We start from the raw sequence: 19,172 nt of genomic DNA, 5'->3' as shown, positions 1-19,172 counted from the left end.
ATTTGAGTTTCAGAAACCCAAAAAGGCCGGTGACAATAATGTCACCAGCCATTTCGACTAGCGGTCGAAATCTGGAAATGCAAGTATCATTACTTGATTTCGACAGATGCACCAGCTTCTTCAAGAGCCGCTTTAAGTGCATCAGCGTCTTCTTTAGAAACGCCTTCTTTAACAGTCGCTGGAGCGCCGTCAACCATACCTTTAGCTTCTTTCAAGCCAAGACCAGTTGCTGCACGAACAGCTTTGATTACGTTAACTTTCTTATCGCCTGCAGCAGTAAGAACAACGTCAAATTCAGTTTGAGCTTCAGCAGAAGCACCCGCTTCAGCCGCTGGGCCAGCAGCAACAGCAGCTGCCGCAGTTACACCGAATTTTTCTTCCATTGCTTCAATCAGTTCAACAACGTCCATTACAGACATTTCTGCTACTGCATTGATGATATCTTCTTTAGTTAGAGCCATGACTCAGATTCCTAGCATTCTTTATAATCACCCGTAGGTGATAAAACAAAATATTTATCAAGAAGGGATACGGTAAATCGTATTAAGCCGCTTCTTGCTCTTTTTGATCGCGTACTGCTGCAAGAGTACGTACAAACTTGCTGGTTGCGCCCTGCATAACACTCATCAGTTTCGCAATCGCTTCGTCGTATGTAGGCAATGATGCCAAACGATCAATGTCGCCTGCCGCGATCAACTCACCGTTGAACGCCAATGCTTTCACTTCAAACTTGTCGTTTTGTTTCGCGAAAGATTTCAACAAACGAGCCGCCGCACCTGGGTGTTCGTTTGAGAAAGCAATCAACGTTGGACCAACAAAGCTCTCAGTTAAGCACTCGAAGTCAGTACCTTCAACTGCACGGCGAGCCAAAGTGTTACGTACGACACGTACGAATACACCTGCTTCACGCGCTTCTTTACGAAGTGCAGTCATGCTGCTCACGGTAACACCGCGAGAATCAGCAACTACCGCAGACAACGCAGTTTTAGCTACTTCACTAACTTCGGCGACAATGGCTTTTTTGTCTTCTAGACCTAATGCCACTGGTTTTCTCCTGGATTAGCAGGGAACGAATTCCCCTATTTTTACCAACTCTCCGATAAATCGAAGTACTTGCTGGTGAGTTAGATCCAGTATATCTGAATCGGGCCACACCATCTGCGCAGGACAAATATTTTTCAACATTTGATTAAACGTTTCGTTCCTGCGGTCTTTGACGGCCTGCTCAGTAAACGAATACTAGGCAGACCCCAAAGCGCATGATCTAGAAGCTTACTTAGCTGAGCTAAGTGCACCTAAATCAATTTGTAAACCTGGTCCCATTGTAGAAGACAAGGTTACTTTTTTCAGGTAAACACCTTTAGCAGACGCTGGTTTAGCACGACGTAAGTCCGCCAATAGCGCCTCTAAATTACCTTTGATAGCATCCGCTGCGAACTCAATAGAGCCAACACCTGTGTGGATGATACCATTTTTATCAGTACGGTAACGAGCTTGACCTGCTTTAGCGTTCTTAACCGCTGTTGCAACATCAGGCGTTACAGTGCCAACTTTCGGGTTAGGCATTAGACCGCGAGGACCAAGCACCTGACCTAGTTGACCAACGATGCGCATTGCGTCTGGAGAAGCAATAACCACATCAAAATCTAGGTTGCCAGCTTTAACTTGCTCAGCCAAATCTTCAAAACCTACAACGTCAGCACCCGCTTCTTTTGCAGCTTCAGCATTTGCACCTTGAGCAAATACAGCAACACGTACATCTTTACCTGCACCGTGCGGCAATACTGTAGAACCACGTACAACCTGATCAGATTTACGAGGATCAACACCTAGATTAACAGAGACATCAACTGACTCTTTGAATTTAACAGTAGATAACTCAGACAAAAGAGCAACAGCTTCTTCTACAGAGTACAACTTAGTTGCATCTACTTTTTCTGCGATCAAGCGAGCGCGTTTAGTTAACTTAGCCATTAGTTCACACCCTCAACATCTAGACCCATAGCGCGTGCACTACCAGCAATAGTACGAACTGCCGCATCCATATCTGAAGCAGTCAAATCTTCCTGCTTAGCATTAACGATCTCTTCTAGTTGAGCACGAGTAACCGTACCCACTTTCTGAGTGTTAGGACGTGGAGAACCGCTCTTGATGCCAGCCGCTTTCTTAAGAAGCACTGCAGCAGGAGTAGATTTAGTTTCAAATGTAAAACTACGGTCGTTGTAAACAGTAATAATTACAGGTGTTGGAAGACCAGGCTCAACGCTTTGAGTTTTTGCGTTGAATGCTTTACAGAATTCCATGATGTTCACACCGTGCTGACCCAATGCAGGACCAACTGGTGGACTTGGGTTCGCTTGACCCGCTTTAACTTGTAGCTTGATATAAGCTTCGACTTTCTTAGCCATTTTTAAACTCCAGATGGGTCACAGCCCCGAAGGCTACCCGTTTATAAAATCAGGCCTTTTCAACCTGACTAAATTCCAAATCAACTGGTGTAGAACGCCCAAAAATAAGCACCGCCACTTTGATTCGACTTTTATCGTAATCCACCTCTTCGACCACACCATTAAAGTCAGCGAATGGGCCTTCGTTAACACGAACCACTTCACCCACTTCGAACAATGTTTTCGGACGAGGCTTATCGACACCGTCGTTAACGCGCTGCAAGATTGCATCCGCTTCACGATCAGTAATTGGTGATGGCTTATCCGCTGTACCGCCAATAAAACCAAGTACACGAGACGTACCTTTCACCAAATGCCAAGAGTCGTCATTCATATCCATCTGCACTAAAACGTACCCTGGATAGAACTTTCTTTCGCTCTTGCGCTTTTTGCCATCTCGAATTTCAACCACTTCTTCAGTTGGAACCAAGATATCGCCAAAATTTTCTTCCTGCCCCATAACCTGCACTCGCTCTGTTAGCGAACGCATTACGTGCTTTTCGTACCCTGAGTACGCTTGTACTACATACCATCGTTTGGTCACGAGTAACTCCTAACTAATTACCGAGGACACAATCCAACTAAGGAGCGAGTCCACTCCCCATAGCACGAGGGACATAAAAACAACCACCGCTAATACTATCAAGGTTGTTTGAACTGTCTCTTGCCTAGTTGGCCACACTACCCTACGAATCTCAGTCTTAGCTTCTTTCGCCAAAGTGAAAAAAGCCTTACCTTTCGCAGTCTGAAGCGCGACAAAACCAGCAACAACAGCCAACACCAAAATAGCAATTAAGCGATACAATAGTGATTCGGTCGCATAATAATTATTACCAATTACGCCAACCGCAACCAACAAAACAACAATCGCCCACTTAAACACGTCTCCGCGAGACGCTTGAGCTTCAGCACTCGAACTCATACTTTAGGTGATCCCTAACTAAGAAATAGGATACGATTAATGGCAGGCCAAGAGGGACTCGAACCCCCAACAGCCGGTTTTGGAAACCGGTGCTCTACCAATTGAACTATTGGCCTACATTCGTATGGGCGGAGGATGATACCTAAACAAGCTTGATTAAGCAAGGGTATCTGCCCAAAAAACAGACAATAAAAAAGGCGGTCAAACCACCCATCTTTTGCGAAGAACTGGAGCTCATGAGCAGACTTGAACTGCCGACCTCACCCTTACCAAGGGTGTGCTCTACCAACTGAGCTACATGAGCATTGGAGCGGGTAGCGGGAATCGAACCCGCCTCTTCAGCTTGGAAGGCTGAGGTAATAGCCACTATACCATACCCGCAAATGGTGGAGGGAGGTGGATTCGAACCACCGAAACTTTCGTGGCAGATTTACAATCTGCTCCCTTTGGCCACTCGGGAACCCCTCCACTTACTCAGTGCTATAACGCAACACCCCAAAAGGTGGGAGCCATTATATGAATCACTTTGCTAATTGCAAGTACTAACAAGGATTTTTTTCTATTTTTATCATCATCTTGCTTAAATCAAAGCGTGAGATGAAAACTTGCCAATCTGCCGGCCTAACCGGCTGCTTAATATCAATTTGATGCAAAGGCACATTACGAAGATGTTCATAAGTATCGACCGAATACCCCGTCAGCTGCTCAATACGCTGACTCGCTTGCTCCGCTCGAGCTTGTGAAGAATACAATCCAAGCGAAATACGATTTTTCATTTCCGCTCGATTAATCACAAAACTGTCAATCGATTTACCAGCAAGGTCTTTTACAATTGCACTGGCTTTCTCCGGTGTTTCTGGTGCCGCGATGTATAACCAAAACTTAGGGCGCTTGCCCGTAATTTCATCATCATCATAAGACCAGCCCATCTCAGCTAACCCTGCTACGACCTCTTTCAGACTCGACTGGTGCTCTATTTCCATACGAGGACACAAAAGCGCCTCTTTTGCTTTCGTGTTGTTCTCTACAACCTTGTTTAACGCATCAACCAAATCGTCATTTGACATCACGCCGGCATTATAATCCTCTTCCGTTACCGCAGGTGCTTCTGACAAGAGGTGAATTTTCTCGCTGACAGGCGGGCCATAAACACTTTCCCTGTTTTGTTCAGGCTTATCCTGAACAAAACTATGCCAACTTAGAAAAGCGGCATTAAGTAATACAACAAATAGAAAAAGCCACTTCATTTACTGCCTCTTTATTAACTCATCACCAACTCGTTTAGCCCCTAGAGCCACTAAGTTTGGCTGATATTCCATTTCAATCTGCAAAGAATCCAGTAAAGCTCTACTGTCGCCTCCCGTCGCCACCCATTTAAAACCTGGATGCTGACGATTCATTCGCTCAACAAATGCCAGCGCCATCTCATGCACGCCTTCCGTCACCGCACGAGCCGTCGAATCCGGCAAACCTTGCGCCTCAATCACTTCCTTAGCGTCATAGCGAATGCGTGCTGTGTTTGCCAGCAACGCCGATTCCATCATATTCAAACCAGGCGTAATGTACCCACCAAGGTGGACACCTTTGCCATTAATAAAGTCGACTTTAATTGCCGTACCGGCATCTAATACCATGACATCACCCAGTTCCAGATGATAAGCCCCCACCACAGCCAGCCAACGATCCACACCTAAACGTTCAGGCTCATGATATGCATTGGTTACACCACATACTTGCGAAACACTCGCCAAAGTTAACCATTGGGCATTCGGATAAGCCGCCTGAATATCAGCATGCAACAATGCGCTTTGTTCTTTCGAACGCACACTGGCGAAATAAATTTGCTGTGGCTGAAACGCGTTATCCAATGGCGCACTTTCTCCGCGCTCAACCCACAACACTTGATCGCCTGCAAAAGCAGTAAATTTAATGCTGGTATTACCGGCATCGACCACCAGCAAATTAGACTCGTCGGACACTGACTTCCCCTCCATGCAAGGTCACCAGCTCACCACCCTCTTCCTCCATAAGCAAGGCTCCCTTCTCATCAATGCCTTTCGCAATACCTTGTCTTTGTTGCGAGACAGACATCACGTTAATAGCCTGATTATAGAGCACATCATAGGCTTGCCAATGAGACTGAAAATGTTTCATACCATTACCATCTGCGAACAACTCACAGACGCCAACTAACTCTTTTGTCAATTCCGCTAGAATAACATTTCGACTGGGACGCTGAGACAACCTTGATACCAAGTCGGTCCAGGGTTGGTCAACACTGGTCATAAAGCTTTCTTCCATTTCGACATTGAGACCAATGCCAATAATGACGTCACAAACATCTTGATCCGCCACCATTTCTAACAAAATGCCGCAGACTTTTTGACCATCGATTTGCGCATCATTTGGCCACTTCAAACCTGGGTTAGGAATCCCTATCTTTTTCAAAACGCGGGCCACCGCAACACCGGCAGCCAAGCTCAACCCTTCTACCACACTCGGGCCATTTTCGAAGCGCCAAACAAAGGAGAAGGTCAAATTCTTAGCCACACCCGATTCCCATTGACGGCCACGACGGCCACGACCATTGGTTTGTCGCTCTACCGAAAACAGTGCCGGTAACTGCCCCCCTTGTGCAATATAAGCTTTCGCGTCACCATTAGTAGACTCCGTCTCAAAGTCGAGGGCAATGCTAACCTGCTGGGGTACGCCATGATCTCGTAATGCTTGTTCTGACAGAAGCTCTAGAGGGCTTGGTAAACGATAACCTCGCCCCTTAACGGAATGCACTCTCACGCCAATCGACTCAAGTTTCTTTAGCTTTTTCCATACCGCCGCACGAGTCACACCTAACGCAGCGCCTAATTCTTCACCCGAGTGGAATTCATTATCACTAAGCAAGGCCAATACCGCTTGCATCTACGAACCTCTATTTAGTCTTTTCTGTATTAAGCCATTTTTTGAAAGGCAGGAAAGTTGTTACCAACACTTGGCTGAAGCCAATTCACCTCAGGGTAATCACATGCATTATCGACCGCGTGCACCGCATAAGCATGACGCGATTGCGTCGAACGGTTTGCATAACTCAAGTGTGGAAACTCACCGTTTAACAAAACTAATGACCCTTTTGGTACAGGCAAGGCAACCAATTCCTCTGCCTGCCACTGATGCTCTTTCAAAGTTACCATTTTGGTCTCTATCGATCCTACAGCATTTCTTTCAAAACGTTTTAACAAGCCTGTTGAGTGCCCCTTCGGCACCCCCCACAAGCAACCGTTTTCAAGCGTGGCATCCTCGATCGCAAACCATAATCCGATCACACTCATTGGATTGGTATACAAAAAGGTACTGTCTTGATGGCAATTCACCTCACCGCCAATGCTAGGCTGCTTGAAAATATACATGGATTGAGCCGCTCTTGGCTCTCGCATTCCCAGTTGTCGAAGCATACTCCCCCACACGGCCGATAATGAAAAATCACGAAACACATCATCCTGCGTATGCAAACCGTGGCCGACTTTATTAATAGACAAATCAAGGGACTGTTTTAATTCCCCTTTATCATCAAAAGCCTCCTCTTCAAAGAAAAACGATATTTTACCTGCCGAATCTATAAAATACTGATCGGTATGACGTGACTGCTCATTAGTGGTAAAAATACTACGATACTCGCTTGGGTCAAACGATGACAATAAAGACGACATTCTTGCCTTTAAAGCATCACAGATCGCCTCTGACACGAGCGACTCTAGGACCAAATAGCCGTCTGTATGATACTGCTCCACTTGCTGTTTTGTTAAAACAACAGAAGGTAATTCAATCGACATCCTCTTCACCTCATTTAACAAATTCAGGTTACGCTAATTCGCATTAGCCTGAAGAAAAAAGGCCACTTCTTTCATCAAAGACAAAAAATTAGGATTCCAAGACACTCTTGCGGCATGCAGACTTTTTTTAGTTAATTCATCAGAACCTTCACCAAACCAGTTGTCGGAATCATTTCGGCAGGTTTGGTAGCGTTCAGGGTCAGACAAGTACCAACCACAAATGCGATATTCACCGTGCGCACCATAATACGGGTTTTCAGGGCTGCCATGAACTGCCATATGCGAAAGGCCCAAAATATTACTTTCCGGCCAACGGGTATTATAAATCTTTAATCTATCGGTATTGGTACTTCTTTGATCCTTACTATAAAGCACCATTTGGCTTTTAGGACTAATCATCGCTTTTTGAAAAATAGCTTGTGTAACCTCCGAATCAACCGTTTGGTCCTCTGCTGATAACGCAATAAAGACAGGCAACTCCTTTGGGTTGTCAGAGACGTACTTACGCACTTCTTTTGCCAATTTGTACACCTCTGCTATGGCAGGAACAGGTATCGAGGCGTATTTAGCAAAGTCATCACTCGGATAATTATCTAGCCAATCTTTAAAAGGTGCTAACAATGGCGCGACCCAATCAATCGAACTATTTACTTTAAACAAGGGCGAAAACAACACCACACCTGCGACACTGTCGGCGTGTTGCCATGCATACTCAATGGCTAACGCTCCCCCTGTTGAAAATCCACCAACATAAAGTACATCAACCTCTTGTTGAAAGGCATCTGCAGCATGCCGAAAAGAGTCTCGCCATGTTTGTCTTGAAATAGGAATTAAATCCGCAGACTGAGTGCCATGCCCCGCCAACAAAACCACTCGAACTTGATAACAAGCTTGTTGTAATGCCCACGCTGGATCTCTCATGGAAAAAGGTGAGTCAGACAAGCCATGAGACAATAAAATCCCTATTTTTTCTGTACCACTACACTCCTGATCATCAGGCATCAATTCAAACGGAAGAACTGCCTGTAACTCTCGATCCTGTTGGCTCTCATCAACCCAAACTTTATGCTGCCTGACATAGTCTTTGGCGCGCTCAACATACTGTTGAAATGGCTCACTTTGTCGGTATTCTAGCTCAACTTCACTGCCAGCAGCCCAGATAGGACATAACCAACAACAAAAACCGAACATTAGAACTTTAGGCCACATTCTCATCCCCTTGAATTGTGTATTTGCATTATTCACCCGCTAGTCATAGCACATTATGCTAAAATGAGATATCCATCAGCCAACTAATAACTGTTATGCTACCACCATTTCCGAACGCTGAACTTGTCCCATCGTTATGGTTTCCATTAGTCAAAAAATTCTATCAAGCCCATTATCCGAGCGGCAAACCGAATAAAGCCGACCCAATTTGGGCCATTAAAGAACATGGCGTCATATTAGCCGCAGCTCGACTCAAGCAAATAGACAACCACCAGTTACTGACCGGTATGGTGACCACGCCGAACAAACGAAACACAGGGATAGGACAGCATCTTCTCCGCAATTTACAGCCCATCTTAAAACAAAAAAGCAGCTACTGCTTTGCCCTCGACCATCTAACTCATTTTTATCAACGCGCTCATTTTCAGGTGATTAACGAAAACGACTTACCAGATATTTTAAGAACCCGTTTTAGAACCTATCGATCGCAAGGGCGAAATATTACTCCTATGCAGTATTTTTCTCCTTAAAATGCGCTTAAATAATCTTAAATCACTAAATACAATCTCGCCATATTGACCTATTTCAACCCACTCCAGTACCTTAGTCCGCACCCAGAAATTACTTAATAACACTATAGACACTCGAGGTTCTCATGACCATCAACCTTCCCAAACATTCTAAAATGCTTGCGCCAGATTTTACCTTTGGCGTGGCGACGGCCTCTTTCCAAATTGAAGGAGCCAATACTACAGATGGTCGTTTAACCAGCATTTGGGATACCTTTTGCGCCACCCCTGGCAAAGTTTTGAATGGTGATGACGGCGCTATTGCCTGCGACCACTATCATCGTTGGGAAGAAGATATTGAATTAATCAACCATCTTGGAGTGGACGCATACCGACTGTCCATTGCTTGGCCAAGACTGATGGATGAAAAGGGGCAAGCTAATGAAAAGGGGTTGGCTTTTTACCGACAACTACTAACAGCATTAAAAGCCAAAGGGCTTAAAACGTTTGTGACGCTCTATCACTGGGATTTACCGCAATACCTTGAAGATCGTGGCGGCTGGGTAAACCGAGAAACCGCTTACCGTTTCATAGAATACGTAGAACTGGCAACTAAAGAATTAGGCGAATGGGTAGATTCTTGGGCCACCTTCAACGAGCCTTTCTGCGCCGCTATTCTAGGCTATGAGTATGGCATTCATGCGCCCGGGTTAACGTCACCACGATTTGGACGCCAAGCGGCGCACCATATATTACTGGCACACGGCTTAGCACTGCCAGTCATTCGCAAGAATAGCCCTAATAGCCAAGTAGGTATCGTACTCAATATGAATCAAACCTACCCCGCATCAATGAAAGCGGAAGATCAGTTTGCGGCGTTAGTGCGTGAATCTTTAGACAACCAGTTTTTCATCGAACCTCTGCTATCTGGCCAATACCCCAAATTATTAGAGAAAGTCTTACCCGACCACCTGCCCACCGTCTTACCGGGTGATTTAGACATCATCTCTCGACCAATCGATTTTTTAGGAATGAACTTCTACACCTGCAATCACAATGAGTACGATGACAAAACATTGTTCCGTGATGTCAAAAACACACAAAAAGTGGAATATACCGACATAGGATGGGAGATTGCCCCGCAGGCGTTTAGTGAACTGCTTATCAATTTAAACAAGCAGTATGATTTACCGCCTATGTACATTACTGAAAATGGTGCCGCCTGCGCGGATATCATGGAGAATGGTGAAGTCAATGATGAACAGCGTGTGCGCTACTTAAACGGCCACATTAACGCCGTTAATGATGCTATCGAAGCCGGTGTAGACATTCGCGGCTACTTTGCTTGGAGCCTAATGGATAACTTCGAATGGGCCGAAGGGTACAGCAAACGCTTTGGCTTGTATTATGTCGACTATGATACTCAAAAACGTACGATCAAACGCAGTGGCCATGCCTATAAAGCCTTACTAGCTAGCCGCTAATAAACCAGATAGACAAAATGACAATGCCTGCCATAGATTTACTCGGCAGGTAATGTCATGCCAAACATCACAAAATTCATCTATTACCGCCACCATTACGATCTTCGAATACGAAGCAATCATTAAGTTTTATTAACTCTATTGCAAATTAACACCCAAACCTGTAATTATTAATGATAAGCATTATCAATTGGGATTTACAGGCATGAACGCAAGTACTCAACTTGAGATTTCCGAGCTTTATAAATTGCACAAGAATTGGCTGAATCATTTTCTTCAAAAGCGATTAAATTGTTCACACAAAGCCGCAGATTTAGTGCAAGACACTTATTTAAGAATTCTAATTAATGGCACGCCTCCGCCGAAAGAATACGCACGTCAGTACCTAACCAAGATCGCCAAAGGACTTGTCATTGATCAATATCGGCGCTGGCGAGTCGAGCAGGCATATTTGGAGTCTCTAAAGGAATTACCGGAACAATTTGCCTCCTCTCCAGAAAGTCAGCAAGAGGTTGTCGAGACATTATTGTATTTAGATCGCCTCTTGTACAACCTCTCGAGTAAAGCTCGTCAAGCCTTTCTATTACGACGTATCGACGGACTTTCCTATCGCGACATTGCGATACAGCTCAACGTTTCCATATCTTCTGTTGAAAAATACATCGCCAAAGCATTACAAACCTGTGCCCTTGTAAGATTACAGGAGCTTTAAGTCATGCAGAGAAAACAAATTGAGATAGAACGAATCCAACAAGCGGCCACTTTAATGGCAAAACTTTGGGCCGATTCGCCCTCATCACAAGACCACAAACGTTCTGAAACTTGGCGCGCGGCTGACCCAGCCAATGAAAAGGCTTGGCAATGTTTAATCGAAGCGCAAAGTCAATTTGATGATGCACCAACAAAAACCACCAGCATCATCACGCACAGTGATAAATTAAAACGTCGACAATTTTTAAGTCTTATCGCGTTATCCGCAGGCGGCATCTTCCTTTTTAACAATGACACGATCAATAACTTAATATCCCAATCTGAACAACAAAAAATAGCCACTACAACAGGTGAAATAAAACACATTAAACTAGATGAACACACTCAGTTATCACTCAACACGAATACTGAAGTTAACTTTTTAACAGAGCGGCATCTGGTTATAGAAAGTGGCGGTGAATGCTATTTAAGCGCAACGAAAAAACACCCTTTCCACCTCACCACACCCAATGGAAAAATTCTCTTCACTCAAGGTGAAATGAACATTCGGTGTACGAATGATGTCACCAAAATAAGCGTATTTTCTGGCCAAGAAATACAGTATATGGGGCAAAAAATGCTCAATTTCATAGCCCTTTCCGCCGGCAACAGTGTGTCCTTTAACCACCAAAACGCCTCTCAAATAACCCACTCCAACATCAACTCGATAGGCTGGTTAACAGGAAGACTCATGGCTCAGAATATGCCTCTCGGTGACTTCTTATATGAGCTTAATCGCTATCGAAAAGGCCTAATGCGCATCTCACCGGAACTAAATACGCTGAACGTTTCTGGTGTTTTTTCACTAAACGAACCCGACATCATCTTGCAACAATTAGCAGCGACCTTTCCTATCAAAGTGCAGTTTTTCACACCTTTTTTAGCCAATATTTCGATTTCCTAAAAACAAACAGAAATAGTTTTCATTTTTATTTGAGGGTTTTGGCGTTCTGTTCGGTATTGAAGTTAGACACAACATTTATCGAGCAGTAACCATGACAGCAAAACACATTTTAAAACCCTTATTATTCACGATTCCAATCAGCCTCGTTAGCTTACCTTTTAGCCAAACCATTTTGGCTGAGGAAATCAGTAGCCGAACTCAGACACAGTCTTATTCGATACCAGCAGGCAGCTTGGATAGTGTGCTTAATCAATTTGCCATCACTGCTGGCGTTTCTTTGTCCATTGATGCCTCCGCGACTTCTGGGAAGCAGAGCAATGGATTAAAAGGCGAATACACCACTGACGAGGCCCTAAACCAGATACTAGCCACATCGAATTTGGTGTCGCAACAAATACAAAATGACAATTACATCGTAAAGTCACAGCTAGACAATGATGGTATTAACCTTTCCACCATTACCATAGAAGACAACACCGCGATATCAGACATGAGCGCCCGTGATCAAAAGGGCTACGATGACGTTTATGACAAGGACACATCCACTACCTTTATTGGTAAAACAGAAGTAGAACGCTATAAGGGCACCACGCCATCCGATTTACTGCAAGGTGTGCCCGGTGTATTCAGCGGTGAAGCTCGTAATTCAGGGGCACTTGATCTGAATATTCGCGGGGTTCAAGGCCCTGGCCGTGTTCCGGTAACAATAGATGGCACAGAACAAGCCCTCACTGTTTGGCGTGGCTACAATGGCGCCACCAATCGTAATTACATCGACCCGAACCTGATTGGCAACGTGCAAATTTACAAGGGTGCCACCAATGAGCGTGACGTACACAGTGGCGTTGGTGGTGCCATGGTGGTCAAAACCCTTTCCCCTGATGATTTAATACGTGACGGTGAAACCTTTGGTGCAGAATTTAAAATAGAAGGCAGCAGTAACGCCGTTGGCGAGCGAGTCCCCGCTCTTTCTACGGGTGAAAATTACAATGATGTGCCAGGCTACCCGACCAATAGTGATTCTAGCCCTAGTATTTATCCCTATGGCGACCCAACCTTGCGCGTCAATTTAAAAAGCAAATCCGCCAGTGACGACAACCCATTAAATGGTGGCGACTATGCCTACCGAGTCGCGGCGGCCAAAAAAAGTGAACACTTCGATGTGCTCGCTGCCTATGCCTACCGCGAACGTGGCAACTATTATTCAGGCACCAACAACACAGAGTACTACAACAACCCCAGCGCAGATGACACCCGAGACTACATTACCTCCCTCGCCCAATACTGGCAGCCCGGCGACGAAGTGACCAATACCTCCAGCTTAATGGAGTCTTGGTTATTCAAAACCACATGGCACATTGATGATGACCAAAAAATTAGCTTCAATTTCCGCCAATCTGATTCGACGTATGGCGAAATCATGCCATCCAGAATCAATAACCAAAGCGACCGCAGTGCCATCCAATGGCCACTCAGTGACGTCACGGCAAAGGCCTATAATATTGAATACAACCACAACCCCATAGATAACCGCTGGATCGATTTTAATGCTAACCTTTGGCGGACCGACACCGTCAGTGACACCTATACATCCGGTGGCTTCCCTAACCAAACATTGCCTGATGACACTTCTGGTATTCTTTATAACAATGCCATTGCCAACGCCAACAGCACCCGCGACGGTATCACCCTTAGTAACAAAATGAACCTTACCGATACTCTAGACCTAACACTGGGTGGGCGCTTCCAGCATGAAAAGCTCACTTCCGATGACGAATATGATGAAGCGGCCAGTGCTGGCTGGCGAATGCTACCCCGTGCTGGTCGACGGGAAGAATGGGAAACCAACTTTGATTTTGCTTGGCGACCTACCGATAAGCTTAAACTCAATGCTGGCATGACCTATTCCGCTTATTGGGCGTTTGATGACTTCCTCGCAGCTCACCCAGGTGAGTTTAGCCAAAGTACTACTGATTATTACAACATAAGCTATAGAACGGAAGAAACCATTACTAGAACAGAAGCTGAAATACAAGCAGAACGTGATGACCTCATTCAGAATGCAATAGATATTGCCGCTTTATTTGCAATGTTCAATCCAGCTTTTGCTCCAGGCGGTAGTGAATATAACACCTTAGTTAATAATGCGACCAATCAAGTAATAGAGCCCACTTATGTCGTATCTAACACTTTCGATGCAGGCACCTGGGAGCCAGATGCCGATGGCAATTACGACCGTGCTGACAACCCTTGTCTAAATGGTGAATTGGCTGATGAAAATATTGCTTCATGTAATACTAGCCGAGTAGCCAGTATAACGACGGCGGAGGCAGAAAAAGTAAAGGACCATGGTTGGGTGCCCCATGCTGGTGTCAGTTATCAATTCACCGATTACAGCCGAGCTTATCTAACCTATGCAGAAACCTTGCGCTACCCAAGCATGTTTGAAAGCACCATGGCCTTTTCGGCATCTCAAAATCCTTATGGCGTCAAACCAGAACACGCCCATAACTGGGAGCTGGCTTATGTACATGACCTCACCCAATGGTTTACCAGTGCCGAACATGCCGACATCAAAATAGCTTATTACGATAACCTCACTAAAGACGTTATCGAACGAGACAACAATTTTAAATTTAACAATGTTGACGAGCAAAAAATTCGAGGTATAGAACTCAGTGCCCGTTATGACAATGGTCGATTTTTCACCGGTTTAGGCGTGAATTACACCTTGCAAAATGAAATCTGTGATGAAGACACCGCGGCGATTCTGTCCACCAATGATATAGCACGAGCTGTTGATAATCCGATTCCTCGCTGTTTCAAATACGGTTTTCCTAATGGTTACCAACTCGCCCAAGCCACCCCAGAGCTTTCCGCCAACTTATCACTAGGAGGCCGTTTTATGGAGCGTCGTTTAGAAATCGGCGGACGAGCCACCTATTATAAAGGCTACGAAAACAGCGACTTAGATTGGTATATAGAGAATGCTGTTGGCTATGGTGGCAACACCCAAGGCTATGTTTATTTCTATAACACGCCTTATAGCTGGGGCGACACGCTCATCTTCGACGCCTACGTACGCTACAAAATTAATGACTTCTTTGATGCGGAGCTCACCGGTTCAAATCTAAGCGATCAATACTATGTCGACCCCGCAACTCGATCCGCCGTGGCCGCGCCGGGACGTACCTTTAAACTGGGTTTAACAGGCCGCTTCTAGCGACCCGTTAGCAAGGATGGCGTCGCATAAGCGACGTCATAGCAACCGTGTTTTCATTGGGAAAACACACAATACAATGGAGTAATACAATGAAAAAGTTACAACTAGTAAGCGCAATGTCTCTCGCTCTTGGCACTTTCGCATTCTCTGGTATGGCAAGTGCAGCCGTTGTTGGTGAATCCAGCAATACGAACTATGTAAAAGTAGGGACAGCCACCGTCAATGGTGGTCCTCATACCTCTGGCGGCGCCGGTATTGGTGTGAATGCAACCGGTATTGACAATCTAGTGAACTTTCAAGGTTTAACCGTCTACGGAGCAGAAGATGCTCAAGGTGTTTACAACTTGAACTTCCCTTACACTGGCTCACCTACCAGCCACGATAACCTCGGAGTATTCAACTTCGCTCAAGTAGGTACCAGTGATGTATGGGTCGGTGAATGGTCTGCTTATGGCACAAGCGGCGATTCGACTCGTACCGTTTATTATTCAGGAGCAAATGCGGATACGTCTGTACCAACCTCTGGCACGGCCACTTATACGGTCGTGGGTATCAATAACTACGATGGCACAGCAGCAAGCTTGCTAAACGGTACATTAACCGCTGACTTTGGCGCGGCAACCTTAACTGGAGCAATGACTAATAGTTCCTTCAGTAAAATCGTCAGTATTGGAACTGCCAATATCAACAGTGATGCTTCAGTTACTGGCTCTAATGCAGCCGGTATCTTTAACGGCACAAATGTCTCTGAAGGTACTGTCTCTGCTCAGTTCTACAATGGCCAAGCGGATCTAGCGGGGTTGGTAGACTTTGCTGGAACGGAATACGACACCGCATTTGGTGGTACACAAGACTAAATCATTTTGATGATTTGATCTTAGTCGAGCATGGTGATCATGCTCGACTACCCTCTTTACCACCAATAACGAGCGATTCACATGGGTTTCTCTAACGACAGACATCGAAATACTCTCAATTGCGTTACTTTCGGATTGACCACGCTGTTTCTGCTCCCATTCTCTGCACAAGCAGACGATCACGACCTAGACACACAATTACGTTTAAACCAAAGCATAGAACAACAAAACAATTCAAAGGAAAGTGAATTACTCAAAGATGAAGATTACTTGCCAGGAAAACGCCCAGAGTTGATTCTTGATGGCAAGGCTTATCCTGTCGGGCACAATGCTAATGATTTAGGGCGTGCGCTCTACGTTTCCATTAAACAAAAACAATGGAGTGCCGTTGTTTATTTTCTCGATGAATATCAAACACTCCCTGATGCTGACCCACTTTTACTGGCTTATGCGAAAGGTGCATTGGCTCGAATCCAAGGAAACATGGCGCAAGCTGCAATCGAATATCAGCAGCTCCTAGACCTGAACCCTGATTTTTTACCTGGTCAATTAGAGCTGGCGAGGGTCTTATTTGAAGACCATCAAGACAAAGAAGCTGAGATAATTTTTACGCAAATATCGGCAAAGCTTGATCCAGATAACGCGCAACAAGCGGGCGTAAACCGCACGGTAGAAAGTTTTTTAACCGCACTAGATCAACGCAATGATTGGTCTGTTTCTGTCGCGCTTGGTGCGGTATGGAATGATAACCTTAACCAATCTTCAGAAAGCAGAACGTGCTTACTTCTCTACCAAGGCCAATGTATTTATGAACGTAACATCCCCGACGCCATTTCAGCAACAGGGCTTGATTACGAACTGACACTCAACAAGTACACACCTATTTCTGGTCATAATGGACTGTATTCTCGCGCTTTGCTGTACGGTAAAAGTTATGACGATTACCCTGATTACAATGAAAGCACACTAGTAACGCAATTAGGTTATCGCTATCAAGACCTCGATGATCAAATACAATTTTCGCCTTCTTTTGAGTTTTCTGCCTATGGAAATAAAGCCATGTACAGTGCCTTAGGCCTGCATGGCGAATGGACTCGTCGCTTTTCTAATAAGCAAATGCTCAAACTCCAAGGCGATTACAAAGAACTGCGCTATAAAAAGCAAAACTACGAACGTTATAACGGGCCATCCTACTCAGCAAACGCGACCATGTGGCACGTCTTACCAAACAGCTGGACGTTATTTGGAGGCATCGATGGGTTAGATAGACAAGCGGATGATAAACCCTATGGTTATTTACAACTTGGCGTAAGGCTGGGTGTATCAAAATCATTTTCTGACACTCTAAATGCAACCTTTTTCACCTCTTTCCGCGAACAGACCTACAAAGCCTACAGCAACATTCTTGGCGCAAAACGCAATGATCATGAAAGTAGCTACACACTGATTTTGAAATCACCAACACTGTCCATATTAGGCTTTACCCCAAACCTAACCATCAAACACACCAACATAAACAGCAATGTAGATTGGCTGTATAGCCGTGAAAGCAACCAAGTCAGCCTAAAACTGGAGAAAAACTTCTAACATGAAAAAACTGCATCACTTAGCCACTTTTGTCACTCTTTGCGCCCTATTATTCAGCTCTGTGTCTTTGGCGGCAGGTAACTGGCAATACTACCAAGATAAAGCCATGGCACTTTACCAAAAAGGCGATTACATCAAGGCAGAAAAGAGCGCCAAATATGCCCTTAAGTTTGCAAAAAAAGCCGACAACGGTACCGCGTTTCGTGCCAGCAGTCTTAACCTATTGGCTTTTATCCAAATTGCAAAAGGCGAACCTGACACGGCACTTCTATCAATCAATCGCGCTATCGAACTAACGAAAAACGCCTACAATGACGAACACCCTCAAGTAGCCACTCTGCTATTTAATAAAGGTAATTTTCTTGAGCAGATAGGTCAGCCTCAACATGCTATTGACGCTTATTCCCAAGCTTGGCAAATACAACAATTTGAGCATGTTCAAGCGAATGACGTTTTAAAAACCGTAAACGCGTTAACTCGTCTTTATAATGAATCGAAGAATTATGCCGAAACCATATCCATCGTCGAAACCTTGCTAAAAAGCAAAGGCCAGCAAGAATTCAGTGATCTGTTTCGTCACATAAATTATGCTTTGGCTGATGCGCACATACAACAAAACCAAGCAGAAGCTGCGCAACGTACATTAGAAAAAGAACTCGAACGAGAACAAAACACATTAGAAAACAATGATGTTCGTCTCGCTGAAACACTGGAACACCTCGCTGCGCTTTACGATGAACAAGGCCTACAAAATTTAGCCATATCCTCTCGTGAACAAGCACTGAATATTCGAGAAAAATCAGGACATTCATCACTCGCCAACGTAATGAATTTAAATGAATTAGCTCTGAACAGCCAACAAAAAAAAGACTATAGAAAAGCAGAAGCGCTTTACCAAAAAGCGTTAGTGGGGTTGCGTGAACTGAATCAAGACAAAGGTATAGAACAAGCCCTTATTCTGGGTAATTTAGGTAGCCTGGAAGATGAGCAAGGCAATACAAAAAAAGCCCTAACACTTTATCAACAGAGTCTAACACTTCATGGCAAGATCCCAACACAGCCATTACAAGCCGCTTATACTGCAGCAAGGGCGGGGGCTATTTTCTATGGTGAAAGAGACTACCTACAAGCAGAGCCTCTCTTTCTGCAATCACTATCCTTAATGGAAAAAGCACAAGCACCAGCAGCATCCAAAAAAATTGCATTGGAAAATCTGATAGCGCTCTACGACGCTTGGAATAAAAGCAGAGAAAAATCGAAGTTCCTAAGGCAATTAAAGGCATTAAATGAGTAATTAAAGCAAACTGCTTATAGCCATCTGCTACGCTATCTATACTTCACCTGAAGACATAAGAGGTAGAAAAACCCTAATGCACGCCACCTTGGCATTGGAGTCGTGCTGACGCGTTGAACTTGCGAAACAGGCGCAAGCGAAGGCAATGGTAAGATGGCA

General features: G+C 44.8%; 19 protein-coding genes and 4 tRNA genes. 8 read left to right on the top strand and 15 right to left on the bottom strand.

Annotation, left to right across the window (positions count from 1 at the left end):
* Window positions 1-89: 89 nt before the first annotated feature.
* The 15 genes from rplL to ACHUFM_RS16610 all read right to left on the bottom strand — a co-directional run bounded on the left by rplL (window position 90) and on the right by ACHUFM_RS16610 (window position 8,405).
* Window positions 90-461, bottom strand: a complete 372-nt coding sequence (rplL, locus tag ACHUFM_RS16680; RefSeq protein WP_013797848.1) for a 50S ribosomal protein L7/L12 — start codon at window positions 459-461, stop codon at window positions 90-92.
* An 82-nt stretch (window positions 462-543) separates the two neighbouring features.
* Window positions 544-1,044: a 50S ribosomal protein L10 gene (gene rplJ, locus ACHUFM_RS16675; protein ID WP_013797849.1), complete on the bottom strand. Its 501-nt coding sequence runs from the start codon at window positions 1,042-1,044 to the stop codon at window positions 544-546.
* Window positions 1,045-1,272: 228 nt separating this feature from the next.
* The gene (gene rplA, locus ACHUFM_RS16670; RefSeq protein ID WP_113875599.1) at window positions 1,273-1,974 is read right to left on the bottom strand and encodes a 50S ribosomal protein L1; all 702 of its coding nucleotides are present in this window, start codon (window positions 1,972-1,974) and stop codon (window positions 1,273-1,275) included.
* Window positions 1,974-2,408: a 50S ribosomal protein L11 gene (gene rplK / locus ACHUFM_RS16665; RefSeq protein WP_013797851.1), complete on the bottom strand. Its 435-nt coding sequence runs from the start codon at window positions 2,406-2,408 to the stop codon at window positions 1,974-1,976. The genes rplA and rplK overlap by 1 nt, the downstream gene beginning before the upstream one ends.
* A gap of 49 nt (window positions 2,409-2,457) precedes the next feature.
* On the bottom strand, window positions 2,458-2,991 hold the full coding sequence (gene nusG, locus ACHUFM_RS16660; RefSeq protein WP_113875600.1) for a transcription termination/antitermination protein NusG: 534 nt from the start codon (window positions 2,989-2,991) through the stop codon (window positions 2,458-2,460).
* A 9-nt stretch (window positions 2,992-3,000) separates the two neighbouring features.
* Window positions 3,001-3,369 (bottom strand): preprotein translocase subunit SecE, encoded by a 369-nt coding sequence (secE, locus tag ACHUFM_RS16655; protein ID WP_013797853.1) that lies wholly within the window; start codon window positions 3,367-3,369, stop codon window positions 3,001-3,003.
* Window positions 3,370-3,409: 40 nt separating this feature from the next.
* Window positions 3,410-3,485 (bottom strand) — tRNA-Trp (locus tag ACHUFM_RS16650).
* A gap of 112 nt (window positions 3,486-3,597) precedes the next feature.
* A tRNA-Thr gene (locus ACHUFM_RS16645) sits at window positions 3,598-3,673 on the bottom strand.
* A 2-nt stretch (window positions 3,674-3,675) separates the two neighbouring features.
* A tRNA-Gly gene (locus ACHUFM_RS16640) sits at window positions 3,676-3,750 on the bottom strand.
* 3 nt (window positions 3,751-3,753) lie between these two features.
* Window positions 3,754-3,837 (bottom strand) — tRNA-Tyr (locus tag ACHUFM_RS16635).
* A gap of 74 nt (window positions 3,838-3,911) precedes the next feature.
* Window positions 3,912-4,616, bottom strand: a complete 705-nt coding sequence (locus ACHUFM_RS16630) for an SPOR domain-containing protein (protein ID WP_394183661.1) — start codon at window positions 4,614-4,616, stop codon at window positions 3,912-3,914.
* Window positions 4,617-5,348, bottom strand: a complete 732-nt coding sequence (locus ACHUFM_RS16625; protein WP_394183659.1) for a type III pantothenate kinase — start codon at window positions 5,346-5,348, stop codon at window positions 4,617-4,619. It lies immediately after the preceding gene.
* Window positions 5,332-6,288 carry a biotin--[acetyl-CoA-carboxylase] ligase gene (locus tag ACHUFM_RS16620; RefSeq protein ID WP_394183657.1) on the bottom strand — a complete coding sequence of 319 codons (957 nt, stop codon included), beginning with the start codon at window positions 6,286-6,288 and terminating at the stop codon, window positions 5,332-5,334. The genes ACHUFM_RS16625 and ACHUFM_RS16620 overlap by 17 nt, the downstream gene beginning before the upstream one ends.
* A gap of 29 nt (window positions 6,289-6,317) precedes the next feature.
* Entirely contained in the window at window positions 6,318-7,196 is an 879-nt protein-coding gene (locus ACHUFM_RS16615) for a phytanoyl-CoA dioxygenase family protein (RefSeq protein ID WP_394183655.1), read from the bottom strand.
* Between the two features lie 33 nt (window positions 7,197-7,229).
* Window positions 7,230-8,405: an alpha/beta hydrolase gene (locus tag ACHUFM_RS16610; RefSeq protein ID WP_394183653.1), complete on the bottom strand. Its 1,176-nt coding sequence runs from the start codon at window positions 8,403-8,405 to the stop codon at window positions 7,230-7,232.
* 95 nt (window positions 8,406-8,500) lie between these two features.
* Between ACHUFM_RS16610 and ACHUFM_RS16605 the strand changes: the two genes are divergently transcribed.
* The 8 genes from ACHUFM_RS16605 to ACHUFM_RS16570 all read left to right on the top strand — a co-directional run bounded on the left by ACHUFM_RS16605 (window position 8,501) and on the right by ACHUFM_RS16570 (window position 19,013).
* Complete coding sequence (locus tag ACHUFM_RS16605; RefSeq protein WP_394183651.1) at window positions 8,501-8,935, top strand: GNAT family N-acetyltransferase; 435 nt, start codon at window positions 8,501-8,503, stop codon at window positions 8,933-8,935.
* Between the two features lie 125 nt (window positions 8,936-9,060).
* Window positions 9,061-10,398, top strand: coding sequence for a GH1 family beta-glucosidase (locus tag ACHUFM_RS16600; RefSeq protein ID WP_394183649.1), 1,338 nt, complete (start codon window positions 9,061-9,063; stop codon window positions 10,396-10,398).
* A 205-nt stretch (window positions 10,399-10,603) separates the two neighbouring features.
* On the top strand, window positions 10,604-11,110 hold the full coding sequence (locus ACHUFM_RS16595) for a sigma-70 family RNA polymerase sigma factor (protein ID WP_394183647.1): 507 nt from the start codon (window positions 10,604-10,606) through the stop codon (window positions 11,108-11,110).
* Between the two features lie 3 nt (window positions 11,111-11,113).
* Entirely contained in the window at window positions 11,114-12,052 is a 939-nt protein-coding gene (locus ACHUFM_RS16590) for a FecR domain-containing protein (protein WP_394183645.1), read from the top strand.
* A gap of 91 nt (window positions 12,053-12,143) precedes the next feature.
* A complete protein-coding gene (locus tag ACHUFM_RS16585) occupies window positions 12,144-15,275 on the top strand; it encodes a TonB-dependent receptor (protein ID WP_394183643.1) in 3,132 nt (1,043 codons plus the stop codon).
* Window positions 15,276-15,364: 89 nt separating this feature from the next.
* Window positions 15,365-16,132, top strand: a complete 768-nt coding sequence (locus ACHUFM_RS16580; protein ID WP_394183642.1) for a Slam-dependent surface lipoprotein — start codon at window positions 15,365-15,367, stop codon at window positions 16,130-16,132.
* 81 nt (window positions 16,133-16,213) lie between these two features.
* Window positions 16,214-17,719: a surface lipoprotein assembly modifier gene (locus ACHUFM_RS16575; protein ID WP_394183640.1), complete on the top strand. Its 1,506-nt coding sequence runs from the start codon at window positions 16,214-16,216 to the stop codon at window positions 17,717-17,719.
* Between the two features lies 1 nt (window position 17,720).
* Window positions 17,721-19,013 (top strand): tetratricopeptide repeat protein, encoded by a 1,293-nt coding sequence (locus tag ACHUFM_RS16570; protein ID WP_394183638.1) that lies wholly within the window; start codon window positions 17,721-17,723, stop codon window positions 19,011-19,013.
* Window positions 19,014-19,172: the final 159 nt, after the last annotated feature.

Origin of the sequence: Marinomonas posidonica, from assembly GCF_043643765.1 — a bacterium.
Classification (GTDB): domain Bacteria; phylum Pseudomonadota; class Gammaproteobacteria; order Pseudomonadales; family Marinomonadaceae; genus Marinomonas; species Marinomonas posidonica_A.
The sequence above is the reverse complement of the archived record's forward strand: the minus strand, read 5'-3'. Positions and strand labels throughout refer to the sequence as shown.